15 protein-coding genes and 1 pseudogene are annotated in these 15832 nt (G+C 59.6%); 8 read left to right on the top strand and 8 right to left on the bottom strand.

Translation table 11 applies throughout. The annotated features are described in order from the left end of the window. The first annotated feature begins 50 nt into the window (after nucleotides 1-50). A complete protein-coding gene (locus ACP7EE_RS23010) occupies nucleotides 51-1448 on the top strand; it encodes an MFS transporter (protein WP_426236965.1) in 1398 nt (465 codons plus the stop codon). On the opposite strand, the gene ACP7EE_RS23015 is transcribed toward ACP7EE_RS23010, so the two are convergent. Further along, nucleotides 1372-2175, bottom strand: a complete 804-nt coding sequence (locus tag ACP7EE_RS23015; protein ID WP_420647678.1) for a SirB1 family protein — start codon at nucleotides 2173-2175, stop codon at nucleotides 1372-1374. The genes ACP7EE_RS23010 and ACP7EE_RS23015 overlap by 77 nt on opposite strands. Before the next feature lie 185 nt (nucleotides 2176-2360). On the opposite strand from ACP7EE_RS23015, the gene ACP7EE_RS23020 reads away from it, so the two are divergent. After that, nucleotides 2361-3380 (top strand): Glu/Leu/Phe/Val dehydrogenase dimerization domain-containing protein, encoded by a 1020-nt coding sequence (locus ACP7EE_RS23020; protein WP_420647679.1) that lies wholly within the window; start codon nucleotides 2361-2363, stop codon nucleotides 3378-3380. A gap of 164 nt (nucleotides 3381-3544) precedes the next feature. Here ACP7EE_RS23020 and ACP7EE_RS23025 read toward each other — a convergent pair. Next, a pseudogene (locus tag ACP7EE_RS23025) lies at nucleotides 3545-3784 on the bottom strand (YebG family protein); the annotation flags it as partial. A 289-nt stretch (nucleotides 3785-4073) separates the two neighbouring features. Here ACP7EE_RS23025 and ACP7EE_RS23030 point away from each other — a divergent pair. Then, nucleotides 4074-4574: a phosphate-starvation-inducible protein PsiE gene (locus tag ACP7EE_RS23030; RefSeq protein ID WP_426236967.1), complete on the top strand. Its 501-nt coding sequence runs from the start codon at nucleotides 4074-4076 to the stop codon at nucleotides 4572-4574. On the opposite strand, the gene ACP7EE_RS23035 is transcribed toward ACP7EE_RS23030, so the two are convergent. The 3 genes from ACP7EE_RS23035 to ACP7EE_RS23045 all read right to left on the bottom strand — a co-directional run bounded on the left by ACP7EE_RS23035 (nucleotide 4571) and on the right by ACP7EE_RS23045 (nucleotide 7838). Next, complete coding sequence (locus tag ACP7EE_RS23035) at nucleotides 4571-4888, bottom strand: DUF3509 domain-containing protein (protein ID WP_426202448.1); 318 nt, start codon at nucleotides 4886-4888, stop codon at nucleotides 4571-4573. The two genes, ACP7EE_RS23030 and ACP7EE_RS23035, sit on opposite strands and share 4 nt — an antisense overlap. 208 nt (nucleotides 4889-5096) lie before the next feature. Further along, entirely contained in the window at nucleotides 5097-6398 is a 1302-nt protein-coding gene (locus ACP7EE_RS23040; protein ID WP_426236969.1) for an HAAAP family serine/threonine permease, read from the bottom strand. Nucleotides 6399-6461: 63 nt separating this feature from the next. Next, a complete protein-coding gene (locus tag ACP7EE_RS23045) occupies nucleotides 6462-7838 on the bottom strand; it encodes an L-serine ammonia-lyase (RefSeq protein ID WP_426236971.1) in 1377 nt (458 codons plus the stop codon). Between the two features lie 135 nt (nucleotides 7839-7973). Here ACP7EE_RS23045 and ACP7EE_RS23050 point away from each other — a divergent pair, with 135 nt between their 5' ends. Together ACP7EE_RS23050 and ACP7EE_RS23055 are read left to right on the top strand one after the other, a co-directional pair. After that, the gene (locus ACP7EE_RS23050) at nucleotides 7974-8921 is read left to right on the top strand and encodes a LysR substrate-binding domain-containing protein (RefSeq protein WP_420647684.1); all 948 of its coding nucleotides are present in this window, start codon (nucleotides 7974-7976) and stop codon (nucleotides 8919-8921) included. Nucleotides 8922-9122: 201 nt separating this feature from the next. Next, on the top strand, nucleotides 9123-9530 hold the full coding sequence (locus ACP7EE_RS23055; RefSeq protein ID WP_420647685.1) for an HPF/RaiA family ribosome-associated protein: 408 nt from the start codon (nucleotides 9123-9125) through the stop codon (nucleotides 9528-9530). Between the two features lie 71 nt (nucleotides 9531-9601). Here ACP7EE_RS23055 and fecA read toward each other — a convergent pair whose 3' ends face one another. The 3 genes from fecA to ACP7EE_RS23070 all read right to left on the bottom strand — a co-directional run bounded on the left by fecA (nucleotide 9602) and on the right by ACP7EE_RS23070 (nucleotide 13446). Further along, on the bottom strand, nucleotides 9602-11935 hold the full coding sequence (gene fecA, locus ACP7EE_RS23060; RefSeq protein ID WP_426236973.1) for a TonB-dependent Fe(3+) dicitrate receptor FecA: 2334 nt from the start codon (nucleotides 11933-11935) through the stop codon (nucleotides 9602-9604). A 90-nt stretch (nucleotides 11936-12025) separates the two neighbouring features. Further along, entirely contained in the window at nucleotides 12026-12955 is a 930-nt protein-coding gene (locus tag ACP7EE_RS23065) for a DUF4880 domain-containing protein (protein ID WP_426236975.1), read from the bottom strand. Then, the gene (locus ACP7EE_RS23070) at nucleotides 12952-13446 is read right to left on the bottom strand and encodes a sigma-70 family RNA polymerase sigma factor (RefSeq protein WP_420647688.1); all 495 of its coding nucleotides are present in this window, start codon (nucleotides 13444-13446) and stop codon (nucleotides 12952-12954) included. Before ACP7EE_RS23070 ends, ACP7EE_RS23065 begins: the two co-directional genes overlap by 4 nt. 171 nt (nucleotides 13447-13617) lie before the next feature. Here ACP7EE_RS23070 and ACP7EE_RS23075 point away from each other — a divergent pair, with 171 nt between their 5' ends. From ACP7EE_RS23075 to ACP7EE_RS23085, 3 genes are read left to right on the top strand one after another with little or no spacing between them, the layout of a single operon-like run. Further along, the gene (locus ACP7EE_RS23075; RefSeq protein WP_426236977.1) at nucleotides 13618-13923 is read left to right on the top strand and encodes a DUF3649 domain-containing protein; all 306 of its coding nucleotides are present in this window, start codon (nucleotides 13618-13620) and stop codon (nucleotides 13921-13923) included. After that, nucleotides 13920-15506 (top strand): PepSY-associated TM helix domain-containing protein, encoded by a 1587-nt coding sequence (locus ACP7EE_RS23080; protein ID WP_426236979.1) that lies wholly within the window; start codon nucleotides 13920-13922, stop codon nucleotides 15504-15506. The genes ACP7EE_RS23075 and ACP7EE_RS23080 overlap by 4 nt, the downstream gene beginning before the upstream one ends. Continuing rightward, nucleotides 15506-15832 (top strand): DUF3325 domain-containing protein, encoded by a 327-nt coding sequence (locus ACP7EE_RS23085; RefSeq protein WP_426236981.1) that lies wholly within the window; start codon nucleotides 15506-15508, stop codon nucleotides 15830-15832. The genes ACP7EE_RS23080 and ACP7EE_RS23085 overlap by 1 nt, the downstream gene beginning before the upstream one ends.

A 15832-nucleotide genomic window follows, 5' to 3' on the forward strand; every position in this document is an offset into this window, starting at 1 on the left:
CAGGATCACCGCCGCACAAAAAACCATAAAAACAAAACAGGTACCTTGCGATGCACAACCAGATTGCCAGCTTCCGGGCGGCACTCGACGCCCGTCCTGTGTCCCGATATCAGTGGTTACTGTTGATCCTGCTGGCCTTGCTGCTGGTCACCGACGGCTATGACGCGCAAGTGCTCGGCTATGTGGTGCCTGCGTTGGCGCAGGATTGGGGGTTGGAGAAGTCGGCATTCGGCCCGGTATTCAGTGCCAACTTATTGGGGCTGACCATTGGTTCTCTGGTTGTCACGCCGCTGGCCGACCGCTTCGGCGTGCGGCGGATTCTGCTCGCTTGTGTACTGATCTACGCCAGCCTGACCGTGCTCATGGTCTTTGCTAATTCGCTCAATTCGCTGATGATTGCGCGCTTTATCTGCGGGATCGGCATGGGCGGCGCGATGCCCAGCGCCATGGCGTTGATGTCCGAGTATTCACCGCCACGCCTGCGCACGCTGATGGTGACGCTGGCTGCCTGCGGTTTCTCCTTCGGCGGCGCGGCGGGTGGTTTTGTGGCTGCCGGGTTTATCGACCAATTCGGCTGGCAAGCGGTGTTCCTCGCTGGCGGCGTCACGCCGTTGCTGTTGTTCCCGTTTCTCTGGTGGATGCTGCCGGAATCCCTGCCGCGCTTGCTGCGCGATGCGCCGCCCTACACTCGACTGCGCAAAGTCACAGCGCACATGCTGCCGGACTGGCAACCGCCCGCTGCATCGGTCGAACAGAACGAGCGCGAGCAGGGCAGCAAACTGACGGTGGTGGAGTTGTTCCGCAATGGTTATGCGCGGCCGACGTTGCTGATCTGGTCGACGTTTTTTGTCAGCCTGATTCTGCTGTATTTCATGATCAGTTGGTTGCCGTCGCTGCTGCTGGAAAGTGGTTTGAAGCTCAACGAAGCCAATCTGGTGACATCGATGTTTTTGTTCGCCGGCACTTTGGGCGCGATCTGCATGGCCTGGTTTGCCGACCGCTTGAAGCGCAAAGTGCGTTTGCTCTCGGGCGTGCTGGCCGGCGCAGCGCTGTGCACGATTCTGCTCGGACTCAATCACGATAATCCGCGCTATCTGGTGGCCTGCGTGTTCGCCGCCGGGTTCTGCATCATCGGTGGGCAACTGACGCTGAATGCCTTTGCCAGCAACTTTTATCCGGCGCATGTGCGCGCTACCGGTACCGGTTGGGCATTGGGGGTAGGGCGCTTCGGTTCGATTCTCGGGCCGTTGTTTGGCAGCCTGTTGCTGGCGATGCACATTCCGGTCGAGCAGATATTTTTCTTCTGCGCGATTCCGGCGGTGATTGCGGCGTTGCTGATTATTCAGGTGCGTTCGCCCGCAGAGACAACGCTCAATGCACCACTGAATTTGGCGGCAGATGCCCCAGGCGTTCAGTCAGCCGCAGCCGCTGAATCGGGTCGTCGCTGAGCAGCAACGCGTGTTCCAGATCGAAGCGCTCGGCGTTCGGGCAGTCGAGCCGTTGATACAGACTGGCGCGCGCCAGGTAATCGGCAGCGTTGCCGTTGCCCATTTCCAGTACGCGTTCGGCGTCGATCAGCGCCGCGATGTAATCGTCATGGGTCAGATGCAATTGGCGCAGGTTGCGGGACAGACGCTGGAGCATCTGCGACGGCGTCGCAGCCAGCAGATGTTCGGCGTTGAGCTGCAGGTGATGGCCGTATTGGCGTTGCAGCAGTTCCCGGCAATCGTTGGGGTACAAGCGCCGTCCACCGCACGGGTCGAGCAAGTGATCGGCGCCGGGCACCCGCAGCAGGAAATGTCCGGGAAAGTTGACGCCGACCAAGGGGATTTCCAAACCTCGCGCCAGTTCAAGCGCGATCAGCGCCAAGGTCAGTGGCTGACCGCGCCGGGTCTGCAACACCTTGTGCAGCAACGCGGCCTGCGGGCGCAGAGGCGTGAAGTCATCCTGGGCAAATCCCAGATCGTTCATGCGCCGTAACAACGGCTGGGCCAGTTCATTGACCGGCAACATCGGCAAGCCATAACTGACCTTTTGCTGCAACTCCTTGAAGTCTTGCAGCAACGCCTCGGGATCAACGTCTCTGGAGTGCTCGGCAGCCAGCCACAGCGCCGCTTCGAACAGCGCGGGCGGTGAACGGTGCAGGCACTCGAAAAAACGTTGGCGCGGACTCATCGAAATCTCCGGGGAATGCCTCGTTTTAGCCCCGTCTCAGGCATTCGTCCAGTGCTGCGCGGCACCGCCGCCGGGATATGCCGCAACGCTCTGATGATGGGGGCTGCTTATTCCGGTGCGCTCCAGCAATTTTCAGGCGCAAGCCTATACTGGCGACTTACCAGAAGTGATTCGGGAGCCTGCCGATGTTCGCTCTCATGCAAAGCACTCGCCTGGACTCGCTGCACCTCAGCGTTGACCCGGTGTCCGGGTTGAAGGCGGTCATTGCCATCCATAACAGTCGCCTCGGGCCAGCCCTTGGCGGATGCCGTTATCTTGCCTATCCGAATGACGAGTCCGCGGTCGAGGACGCCATCCGCCTGGCCCAGGGCATGAGTTACAAAGCCGCGCTGGCCGGTCTGGAACAAGGTGGCGGTGTCGCGGTGATCGTGCGTCCGGCGCATGTGGAAAACCGCGCCGCGCTGTTCGAAGCGTTCGGGCGCTGCATCGATCAACTCGACGGACGCTACATCACCGCGATCGACAGCGGCACTTCAGTAGCGGACATGGATTGCATCGCGCAGCAAACTCAACATGTCACCAGCACCACCTCTGCCGGCGACCCCGCTCCGCACGCGGCAATGGGCGTATTCGCCGGCATTCGCGCCACGGCGATGGCGCGCCTTGGCAGTGACAATCTCGAAGGTTTGCGCGTGGCGATTCAGGGCCTGGGCAATGTCGGATTTGCGCTGGCCGAACAACTGCATGCTGCCGGGGCCGAGTTGCTGGTCAGCGATATCGACCACGGCAAGGTGCAACTGGCGATGGAGCAACTCAACGCGCATCCGATCGCCAATGACGCTTTACTCAGCACACCGTGCGATATCCTCGCGCCCTGCGGTCTGGGCGGCGTACTCAACAGTCACACGGTCACGCAATTGCGCTGTTCGGCGGTGGCCGGGTCGGCAAACAATCAGCTGACGCATCTGGACGTCGCCGATCAACTCGAGCGGCGCGGCATTCTGTATGCGCCGGATTATGTGATCAATGCCGGTGGCTTGATTTACGTTTCGCTCAAACATCGCGGCGAGGAGCTGGGCACCATCACCGCGCATCTGTCGAAGATAAGCTCGCGGCTGACCGAAGTGTTTGCCCATGCGCAGGCGGAAAAACGTTCGCCGGCGCGGGTGGCGGATGAGTTGGCGGAGAAAGTCCTGTATCGCTGATCTTTTAATGTTGCGGGCATTAAAAAGGCCCTGAGTCTCGCGACTCAGGGCCTGTTCAATTCGGGCATCGATTACTTCGCAGCCTTGGGTGCTTTGGCCGGTTTGCTCGATTCAGCCGGTTCAGCAGCATCTGCCACTTCAACAACTTCGACAGGTGCATTGATCAGCTCCGACAACGCATCGGGCTGGCTCTTGAACGCTCTGGCGAACACATCGCGGTTCTTCGCCATGAAGATCCCGACTTCTTCCACTTGCTTCTCACTCAACGACGGAACGGCTTTTTCCAGCACTTCAGCCAGCAATTCGGCGAGTTCGAGCATTTTGTCATGACGGTCAGCTTCGGCTTTATCCATGAACAAGCGCTCCAGATCTCGGCTGCTGCGGTATACCACTTCGACGGCCATTCACCACCTCACATGCCTTCATTAAGTTGTCTTAGCGACTACTGTATCTATATACAGCGAAAAGGATAAGCGAATCCCTGCGCTTTGGGTAGTGGCTTTTTAATGTAGACCGGATTTGGGCTTTGTCAGCCCGCAATTGCTGGCGAGGTGCGACCAAACGCCACGGCGCAGGTTTTATGGCGGGTCGCCATGATGCGTGGCCTTATTTCTGCATGAACACAATCGCGTGCAGAAAACCGTCACGTCCAACCTGCATCATCCGCTCGCATCGGGCTAAGGAAACATCATCGTGAAAATCAACTGGGCCGAGAGACTGCGGCAAAACGTGCATCAACTCGCGGAGTCGCTGGGCAACCTGTTCGTTGAGACCTTCCACTACCTGGCGCTGTTCGCCATCGGTGCGGTGACCGCCTATGCGGCAGTGGTCGAGTTTCTCGGGATGCTCGAAGAAGGGCACATCAAGATCGATGACATTCTGTTGCTGTTCATCTATCTGGAACTCGGGGCGATGGTCGGGATTTACTTCAAGACCAACCACATGCCCGTGCGTTTCCTGATCTACGTAGCGATCACCGCGCTGACGAGGCTGCTGATCTCCAACGTGTCCCACCACAACCCGCCAGACATGGGCATCCTCTACCTGTGCGGTGGGATTCTGCTGCTGGCATTCTCGATTCTGGTGGTGCGTTACGCCTCGTCACAATTTCCTTCGGTGAAGATCGAACACCCGCAACGCAAGATCGGTACGGGTTCCGGTGAGCATCCGGAAGTGGAAAAAGGCGAGATTTAAAGACCGGCCACCGGGCGTGGCTGGCCTTTGATCTGCGGCGGTGGCGGGGTCAGCCCGTCGCCGCTGGTCATGGCTTCGAGGATCGCCATGGCGCTGTGGCCCTGTTCGATGGCGATGCCGAACTGAATGCTTTGCACCAGCATTTTCAAACGTTTTGGGTCGTTGCGCTGTTCAGCGCTGATCATCCGTTTCGCGACGATGCGGCCGCTATTGGACAGGGTCAGCATGATGCTGCCGTCCAGGCCCTGAATGCTCAGATTGATCTGATAGTCCGGCGCGAAGGCATCGGTAATGATCTGAAAGGGGTTGTCCATGATGCGTCACCGCCTGATTGAACGTGCAGTTGTTGACCGGCCGTGCTCGGGTTGGTTCGCCCATCCAGACCACCGGCCATTCCGTGGCCAAATCGCCAATATCGCGGTTAAGGGCGTAGCAAGGGGCATGCCGGGAAAAATCCCGGACAATGAACCCGGACAAAAACAAGGCGAGCCCAGTGCTCGCCTTGTTCATTTACGGCCCGTTTCAGGGCAGGAATGAGTAGATGATCGCTGACAGTGCAATCAGGCCGATCAACACCACAAACACGTTCGACGCCTGGCCCGAATACTGGCGCAAGGCTGGCACGCGCCGGATCGCGTACATCGGCATCAGGAACAACAGGCAGGCGATCACCGGCCCGCCGAGGGTTTCGATCATGCCGAGGATGCTTGGGTTGAACGTCGCCACGGCCCAGCAGCTGAGTATCATGAACAGCGCGGTGGCGCGGTTCAGCCAGCTCGCCGACATCACCCGGCCACGGCCGCGCAGGCTTTTCACGATCAGGCCCTGAAAGCCTTCGCTGGCGCCGATGTAGTGGCCGAGGAAGGATTTGGTGATCGCCACCAGCGCAATCAACGGCGCAGCGTAAGCGATCACCGGCGTCTGGAAGTGGTTGGCGAGGTACGACAGGATCGAGATGTTCTGCGCTTTGGCCGCTGCCAAATCCGCTGGCGACAGTGCGAGCACGCAACTGAAGCAGAAGAACATTACGGTCACGACCATCATGCCGTGGGCCATCGCGAGGATGCCGCTGCTTTTGCGTTCGGCCTGATCGCCGTAGCGCTGTTTTTGATCGACGGCGAACGCGGAGATGATCGGCGAGTGGTTGAACGAGAACACCATCACCGGGATCGCCAGCCACAGGGTCTTGAACAGTACCGACATCTGCATCGGCTCCTGAGCGCTGGCAAAGAATGCGCCGTTCCAGTTCGGAATCAGGCTCAGGCCAAGCAACAGCAGCGCCGCGACGAACGGATACACCAGCACGCTCATGGCTTTGACGATGACTTGCTGGCCGCAACGCACAATGGCCATCAGCCCGAGAATCAACCCAAGCGACAGTACCGCGCGTGGTGGCGGGGCGATGTGCAATTGGTGTTCGAGGAAACTGGTCAGGGTGTTGGTCAGCGCCACGCTGTACACCAGCAGGATCGGGAAGATCGCGAAGAAGTACAGCAGCGTGATCAGTTTGCCGGCGCCGATACCGAAATGTTCTTCGACCACTTCAGTGATGTCGCCAGAGCGCCCGGACAGCACGAAGCGGGTCAGGCCTCGGTGCGCGAAAAACGTCATCGGGAATGCCAGCACGGCCAGAATCAGCAACGGCCAGAAGCCGCCGACACCGGCATTGATCGGCAGGAACAAGGTGCCCGCGCCAATCGCCGTGCCGTACAGGCCAAGCATCCAGGTGGTGTCGAATTTGCTCCAGCCCTTGTGGGCAATTGCGTTTTTGCTGGTGCGGTCTACAGCGGGATTTTCGGCAGCAGGTGTGCGTACATCGGTCATCGTTTTGGCCTCGTTATTATTCTTGCTCGGGCTCACGTGTTACGGGCGGTCAGGGAATGCTCCTCAGCACTCCACCCAGCTCACGGCCAGGCCGCCCCGTGAAGTCTCTTTGTATTTGTCATGCATGTCGGCGCCGGTATCGCGCATGGTGCGGATCACCCGGTCGAGGGAAATGAAGTGTTTGCCGTCGCCGCGCAAGGCCATCTGGGTGGCGTTGATCGCTTTCACCGCCGCAATCGCGTTGCGCTCGATGCACGGCACTTGCACCAGCCCGCCGACCGGATCGCAGGTCAGGCCGAGGTTATGTTCAAGGCCGATTTCGGCAGCGTTTTCCAGTTGCTCAGGGGTAGCACCGAGGATCTCGGCCAGACCGGCGGCGGCCATGGCGCAGGCAGAACCCACTTCACCCTGGCAGCCGACCTCGGCGCCAGAGATCGAGGCATTTTTCTTACACAGAATGCCGACAGCGGCCGCAGCCAAAAAGAATGCGACTACGTCATCGTCCGACGCTTCGGGATTGAATTTCATGTAGTAGTGCAGAACCGCCGGAATGATTCCGGCTGCACCGTTGGTCGGCGCGGTGACCATGCGCCCGCCGGCAGCGTTTTCTTCGTTGACGGCGAGGGCGAACAGGTTGACCCACTCCATCGCCGACAGCGTTGAGCTGATGACATTCGGCTTGCCGATTTCCAGCAGGCTGCGGTGCAATTTCGCCGCACGTCGCGGAACATTCAGACCACCGGGCAAGATGCCTTCGTGGCGCATGCCCTGCTCGACGCACTCGCGCATCACCGACCAGATGTGCAACAGGCCCTGACGGATCTCGGCATCGCTGCGCCAGGCCCGTTCGTTGGCCATCATCAATTCGGAAACACGCAGGTTGTGTTGGTTGCACAGCGACAGCAGTTCGGCAGCGCTGGAAAAGTCGTACGGCAGCACCACATCGCCCGCCGGTGCGACACCGGATTCGGCTTCAGCCGCTTCGATGATGAAACCGCCGCCAACCGAGTAATACGTCTGCTCGAACAGTTGCGCGGATGCACCGAAGGCTGTCAACGACATGGCGTTGGGGTGGTAGGGCAGGCTCTCGTCGAGCAACAGCAGATCAGTGTTCCAGTCGAAGGCAATCGAGCGCTGGCCGGCGAGGGACAATTGCCCCGATTCGCGCAGTTGCTGAATGCGTGGGTCGATGGTCCCCGGATCAATGCTGTCCGGCCATTCGCCCATCAGGCCCATCACACAAGCGCGGTCGGTGGCATGACCGACGCCGGTGGCGGACAGCGAGCCGTACAAACGGATTTCCACGCGTTGCACATCGAGCAACAAATGCTGGTCAATCAGTGCTTGGGCGAAGGTTGCGGCTGCGCGCATCGGGCCGACGGTATGGGAGCTGGACGGACCGATGCCGACTTTGAATAGATCGAAAACACTGATAGCCATGCTAAAGCCTTACAAGCAATGGTGTGGGAATCGCTGCCATTTTTTGTAGGACAAGCGCAATGTCGGCGATACTGCCTACCTCGCTACAGCGTGACTAACGAAACTTCCTAAGCAAGCCTTTAGCAGGACTAAACAATGAGTCGTCAATTGCATGCCCAGACTTACGTCTGGCTGCAGGTGTTTTCCTGTGCCGCGCGGCACTTGTCGTTCACCCGTTGTGCCGAGGAGTTGCACATCACACCCGGTGCGGTCAGCCAACAAATCCGACAACTGGAAGAGCGTCTGGGCCTGCGCCTGTTTCATCGCCGTGCGCGCGGTGTCGAGTTGAGCGCTGAAGGCCAGCGACTGGCCATTACCGTGAATGAGGCATACGGCAGCATCGACGCCGAATTGCGTCGGCTGGATGCGGGCATGATCAGCGGGATTCTGCGCGTGCGCTCGATTCCGTCGTTCCTCAGCAAGTGGCTGACTCCGCGCTTGCCACGCTTGCAACAGCGTTATCCGGACATTCAGCTGCGGCTGGTGGCCGAAGACAGCAGCGTGCCGTTGCACGAAGGCGATTTTGATTTGGCCATCGATTTGAACGACGGCAGCTATCCGGGGCTGTTATCCACAGCCTTGCTCGATGAACAGATTTTTCCGGTGTGCGCGCCGAGTCTGTTGCGTGGGCGCCCGCCGCTGCATGGCCCGGCGGACCTGTTGCACTTTCCGTTGCTGCACGACATCACCGCCTGGCGCGGCAGCTATGAATATGCGGAGTGGGAGTTTTACCTTAATGCCATCGGCTTTGAAGGCGCCGACGTACGGCGCGGCCACACGTTCAATCGCAATCACCTGACCATCGAGGCGGCGATCGCCGGCATGGGCGTGGCAATTGCGCGACGCACATTGCTTAACGATGAGTTGGAGCGGGGGACATTGATCGTGCCGTTCGGGCTGTCGGTGCCCAATCACAAACGCTATGTATTGCTGTATGCGCCGGGAGCACTGAGCCACCCGGGCGTGCGTGCGGTGCATGATTGGCTGGTAGAAGAAGCGGGGATATTTCGCAGCTTGCACCCGTTGGGTGATGGCCAATTGTGACTATTTTTTACTAGATCACCAGGCGACCCAACTCCCGACCTTACCAGCGCTGCGAGTGGTTGTCCGGCTTTTTTTGCGAATGAATATTTTTCTTTTTTCAGGGGTTGAAATGTTTGTTGGTCGGGCCGATTGTTGTAATCAAGAGGTCACGAAAACCATATTCACGGCCTCTCGCGAGCTAGCTGAAATAAGGGATGAACTATGCAAATCCAAGTCAACAGCGATAACCATATTCAAAGTAGTCAACGACTGGAGGAGTGGGTACGCACCACCATTGAGAGCACGCTCGAACGTTACGAAGAAGACCTGACCCGTATCGAAGTCCATCTGAGCGACGAGAACGGTGACAAACCTGGTCCGCATGATTTGCGCTGCCAACTGGAAGCGCGGCCAAAAGGTCATCAACCGATTTCCGTTACCCATAAAGCCGATTCGCTGGAACTGGCGATCGACGGCGCAGCCGAAAAACTCGAGCACGCGCTGGATCATCTGTTTGGCAAACTGCGCGGCAAGCCACGTGCTGCGACAGTGCCATTCAAGAGCAAAGCCAACGACAAGTTGCTGGAGGAAGAATTTCTGGAGAACGAGCAGGCAGCACTTAACAGTTGATGCGCTGATTCTTTAATTCACCTGATGATGACGGGCCTGCGAATGCAGGCCCGTTTTGTTTTCCGCCGCGATCAGAATGCTACAGACGTCTGCACATACACGGTCCGCGGCTCACCCACATACTTACCCTTGTTGTTGTCATCAAACGAGCGCGTGAAGTACTGGGTATTGAAAATATTCTTCACCCCCACCGCGACATTCAAATCCGACAGCTGCGGCCCGAAGTCATAGCCGGCACGGCTGCTGAACAACATATAGCCGGGGATCTTGCCGGTGCTGCCGTCAGCGCTTTCCTTCGAGGTATTGGCGTTGTCGGCAAACTGGTCGCTCTGGAAGCTGCTGTCCAGATTCAGTTTCCATGCGCCTTCGGTGTAACCCACACCCAGAGTGCCTTTGTGTTTCGACGCGAACGGCACACGATTGCCTTTGTTCGGCCCGTCCTCGCGGATGGTCGCGTCAACAAAAGCGTAACTGGCGTACACATCAAAACCGGCCAGCGCCGGGCTCAAGTCGTCGAGTGCGTAGTTGACGCTGGTCTCGATGCCTTGATGACGGGTTTCGCCGCGAGCGATCACCGAGTCGTTGGTCTGGTTACTTTCGTACTGATTGTCGAAGTTGATCAGAAACGCGCCGATTTCCGCACGCAGCGCGCCGTTGTCGTAGCGGGTGCCGAGTTCCCAGGTGCGCGCCTTCTCCGGTTTCACTTCGCCGCTGCTCACGCGATTGGGCATCTGGCTGTATTGCACGCTGCCGAACGAGCCTTCGGTGTTGGCGTACAGATTCCAGCTGTCGGTCAGGTGATACAGCACGTTGAGCGCCGGCAGCGCGGTGTTGTAGTCGCCTTTGTATTTGACGTTGGTCAGATTGTTGGTCTGCTGCGACTCGATCATCTCGTAGCGCACGCCCGGCGTGATGGTCCACTTGCCGATGTCGATGCGGTCATCAATGAAGAATGCGTTGGCCTCGGTGCCGCCACGGGTGTCGCGGTCGTTGCGGCTGTCGGTGGTCGGGAATTGGTTGCTGGCAATTGGCGTGCGATAACGCAGTTCGTGGCCGGCCTCGTTGATGTAGCGATAGCCGACCCCGACTTCGTGGCTGGTCGGGCCGAGGTCGAAACCTTGCGCGAAGCGGGTTTCCAGACCGCGCACCCAATACTCGCGCGGCGACAGCGACAGGAACGAACCCTGATCCAGATAGCCGCTGCGCAGGGTCTTGGTGAAGAAGGTGTTGGCGGTGAATTCGCGGCGATCTTCCTGATAGCGATAACCGAAATTGAACATCGTGCGACGGCCCCAGAACTGGTCTTTCTTGCGCGTGGACTGATACGGATCAGCGTCGTAATCGGCAACGTTCAGACCACCGGGCATGTCCGCCTTGCCTTCGTAATACTGGGCCATGGCGTTGAAGCTGTTGGCGTCGTCGAGCTGGTATTTGCCCTTGAGGATCAGGTCGTCGATTTCAGTATCGCTGTGCTCACGCCAGTCGCCACCACGAGTGCCGGAGTACAGCAGCGCGCCGCCCAGACCATTTTCATTGGTGCCACCGGCCAGCAGGTTGGCGCTGGTCTTGAAGCCGTCGTGGCTTGAAGAAGGACTGGTTTCAGTCTGGAAACCACCCTTGACCGTCGGTTCATCGGGGATCGCGCGAGTCACGAAGTTGACCACGCCACCGACGTTCTGCGGGCCATAACGCACCGCGCCGCCACCACGCACCACATCCACCGCGTCCATGTTGCCCATGCTGATCGGCGCGAATGACAGTTGCGGCTGACCGTACGGCGCGAATGGCACGGGAATGCCGTCCATCAATACCGTAGAGCGTGCAGCGAGGCGCGGATTCAAACCGCGTATGCCGAAGTTCAGCGCCATGTCGTGGCTGCCGGTGCCGTTGTTTTCTGGCGCATTGACGCCGGGAATGCGGTTGAGCACGTCACGCGCCTGAGTCGCGCCTTGGCGTTCGAACTCTTCGCGACGGATCACGTCACGCGCCCCCGGATGCTCGAAGACGTTGATCTGCGCCGCATCTCCCAGCCAGTCGCCAACCACTTTCGAGGTGTCCAGCTCCAGCGCCTCATCGCTCGACGATTGCAGGCTGAAGGCATTGCCGCCCTCGGCGCGGGCTTGCAGGCCGGTGCCTTCGAGCAGCGCGTTCAGACCTTGTTCCGGCGTGTAACTGCCTTCCAGTCCACGACTCTGCACGCCGTTGGTGACTTGCGAGCCAAAAGAAATCAACACCCCGGCTTCACGGCCGAACTGGTTGAGGGCGTTTTCCAGCGACGACGGCGCGATGTGATAAGCCTTGCTGTCGGCGGCATGCGCCAGCGGCAGAATGCTGAAACTCAGGCTGGCGCCAAGGATGAGATTGCGCAGAGTGCGGGCCAGAGGCGTGAGGCGGGTGGGCTGCATGGAGGACGATCCTGAGAAGGTTGAATCAAGGGGGCTTTCCTTCTCTGTCACGCCAGATCTGAAAAACGGCTCATTTATTTTTGCGCGGATTCAAACGCTGGCTTCGACGTTGACCCAGTAGCGGGTAAATCGCCGCACCTTCACCGGCAAACTGATTTGCAGCAGATCGAGAATCCGCTCGCTGTCGTCCAGTGGATACGTGCCTGAAATCAGCAGATCGGCAACCTGTGCATCGCAACTGATTTGCCCGCGACGGTAGCGGCTGAGCTCATCGAGGAAGTCGCCCAGACGCATGTGCGCAGCTATCAGCATGCCGTCAGTCCAGGCCCCGCTGTTGGCATCCAGCGATTTTGCTTCGCTGATCGTCGTCTCGCCGAAGCTCAGTTGTCGAGCGACCGGCAGCAGCATCGGCGCACGCTTTTGCGTAATCAGTTCAACCCGGCCTTCGAACAGCGCCACCTGCGTGCGCTCGGCAAACTGGCGTACGTTGAGGCGCGCGCCCTGAGCCTTCAACACACCGTGGGCGGTCTGCACTTCAAAGGATTGCGTGGCGCTCAGGTACATTTCGCCTTCGAGCAGACGGATCAGTCCACCATCCCGAACATCGGCGGCACTCGCGGTGTTGAGCTGTAAAAGGCCGCCTGAGCCGAGCGAGATTTTGCGCCGCTGACCCAGCGGGCTGCGGTAATCGGCGAGCAGCGAAGGCAATGGATTGTGCTCGCGCACGCCCCAGGTCACGGCCGAGCCGGCACCGAGAATCAGCAACAGTTTCAGTGCCTGACGTCGGCTGCCGGACTTCGGCGCATTCAACGCCGCATGCGCCAGTGGCGACGACAATCCACGCAAGCGCGAATTGACCCGCTGAATATGCTCCCACGCACGGCGATGTTCACTGTGCGCATCGAGCCATTGCTGCCACGCGAGTTGCTGGCGCGGGCTCAGCTGTCCTTGCTGCATCTCAAGCAACCAATGCACAGCTTGTTCGGCGACCTGCGCAGAAAAATCCATCGGCGGATTCACAGGGCGAAGTAGCAGCGCATTGCCGCTTTGTGCAGATGACGTTTCACCGTGGCCACGGAAATTCCCAACTCAGCGGCGATCTGCGGATAAGTCAGGCCATCGATCTGCGCCAGTAAAAAAGCGCGTTTGACCGGACGCGGCAAACCATCGAGCAACTGATCAAGCTCGAGCAGGGTTTGCAGGATGATTGCTTTGTGTTCTTCCGAAGGCGCAAGCATTTCCGGCATCTGCGCGAGCGTGTCGAGGTAGGCGCGCTCCAGGTCCTGGCGGCGGTAGTGATTGCACAGAACGCGCTTGGCCAACGTGGTAAGGAATGCGCGCGGCTCGAGAATCACCGGCGTTTCGCGAGCGGTCAGCACCCGGATGAACGTGTCCTGCGCCAGATCCGCCGCGCGCTCCGGGCAGCCGAGCTTGCGCCGCAACCAGCCGTTGAGCCAGCTGTGGTGGGCCTGATAGAGCGATTCGACAGGATGGGCGGGTGGCAACGGCATTACTCCGGGCGCATTGGGCGTGCGTTAGAGAACAAGAACGGTTCGCATTGTAGGGTGTCGAGGCGACGTGCGGCAATCAAACGCTTTTGCGTATGAGAATATTTATCATTAATATTGCCGTCTGTTGATTCGGCTTCGTTGGCCGGACGTTTTTCGTTTCAGGGTCGAAACATGAAAGCCAAACTCGCCGCACTTCCCATGTCCTATCGTCTGGCTGTCACCTCGCGGGTGCTGGCGGCGGTGTTTGGCGGCTATCTGGTCGCGGCGCTGGCGAGTGTCACGCTGACGATGTGGCTGCCGCTGAGCCGCGCCGAAGCCGTGGTAACCGGCATGACGGTTTCGTTTCTGGTGTATGTGGTGGCCGTGCTCTGGTGTTTCGCCTGCCGCAGTCCGTGGTCGGCATGGGTCGGTTTGTTGGTGCCGAGCGTGATTCTGGCGACCGTTTCCGGCGCGGCGCGCGGTCTGGGGTTCACATGAAAGAGGGCTTTCGCCAGTCGATGGCCTGGCTGCATACCTGGACCGGGCTGGTGTTCGGCTGGTTGCTGTTTGCGATTTTCCTGACCGGCACGCTGGCGTATTTCAAGGATGAAACCAGTCACTGGATGCAGCCGGAAATTCCCGCACGCCCGCTGAATGCCGAAGCCAGCCTGAATCTGGCGCAACACTATCTGCAACAGAACGCCGCCGGCGCGTCACGCTGGCTGATCGACTTGCCCGACGCCCGCGACCCCGGCCTCACCGTGCGCTGGCAGCAGACGCCAGCCAATCCCGGCGAACGCGGACGGTTCACCAGCAAGACCCTTGACGCGCAGACCGGCGCCGAAGTGCAGGCCCGTGAAAGCATGGGGGGCGAGTTTTTCTACCGCTTCCACTTCCAGTTGCAGATGCCGTATCCGTGGGGCCGCTGGCTGGCAACCATCGCCGCGATGGTGATGTTCGTCGCGCTGATCAGCGGCATCATCACCCACAAGAAAATCTTCAAGGACTTCTTCACCTTCCGCCCGCGCAAAGGTCAGCGCTCATGGCTCGACGGGCATAACGCGGTAGGGGTGCTGGTGTTGCCGTTTCATCTGATGATCACTTACAGCAGCCTGGTGATTTTCATGTCGATGGTCATGCCGGCGAGCATTCTCGCCTCCTATGGCAACAACGCCCGGGCGTTTTACGACGAGGTTTTCCCGGCTTCCAATGTTCCCGAGCGGGCCAATCAACCGGCAGATCTGGCACCAATGACGCCACTGTTGATTCAGGCCCGCGAGCGGTGGTCGGGCGGCAATGTCGGGCGCGTGTCCGTCAATAACCCGGGTGATGTGAATGCATCGGTGGTGGTGTCGCGCGCCGGGTCCGACCGCGTTGTTCACGACTCCGGCAGCGCCGTAACCTTCAATGGCGTGACCGGACAAGTCCTCAGCGCAACGCCGCAGCAACGCGTGCCGATGGCGATTGCCGGCGCTTTCTACGGTTTGCACATGGGCCATTTCGCCGCGCCCGTGCTGCGTTGGATGTACTTCATTTGCGGTCTGGCCGGCACGGCGATGATCGGCACCGGGCTGGTGATCTGGCTCGGCAAACGTCAGCTCAAACACGCGAAAAGCGCTGTGATGCCGTTCGAATTGCGGCTGGTGGAAGTGCTGAACATCGCCAGCATGTCCGGGCTGGTCGCAGCAGTGGCGGTGTTCTTCTGGGCCAATCGTCTGCTGCCGGTGAGTCTGGCCGGGCGTGCCGATTGGGAGGTCAATGCGTTTTTCATCGCTTGGGGTTTGAGCCTGGTCCATGCGTTGTTGCGACCGGGCCGCAAGGCGTGGATTGAGCAGCTTCTGTTCGGTGGCGCGTTGTTTGCGGCGGTGCCGTTGCTGAGTGTGCTGACGCCTTATCACCTCGGTGTGACCTTGGCGAATGGTGACTGGACGCTCGCCGGTTTCGACCTGACCTGTCTGGCAACCGGGGTATTCCTCGCATGGGCCGCATGGAAAATGCAGCGCGCCGGACAGTCGGTCAGCGTGAAAAAACCACGCCCGCAAAAATCTCGACCGATCACCCTTGAGCAAGGGGTCAACTGATGTTGCTGGCGCTCTTGCTGTGTTACGCCGGCTTCACGGCACTGTGTCTGTCGATGCCCCGTCACCATGATCAATTGCTCGGCAACAAGCCGACTGCGCAGCGTCGGCGCACTCTGCATATCGGTGGATGGTTGCTGCTGGGTTTGTCGCTGTGGGCGGCGATCAGCATCCACGGCTGGAGCTTCGGTCTGGTCGACTGGTTCGCCGTATTGATGATCAGCGCTTTGGCGCTGGTGCTGTTGCTGCCGTACCGCCCCCGTCTGGCGCTCGCCTTGGCGGGCGTGAGTCTGCTGGCCAGCCCGGTCGCTGCATGGGCATTCAACTGA

Source organism: Pseudomonas sp. TWP3-2, from assembly GCF_049897765.1.
Classification (GTDB): Bacteria; Pseudomonadota; Gammaproteobacteria; order Pseudomonadales; family Pseudomonadaceae; genus Aquipseudomonas.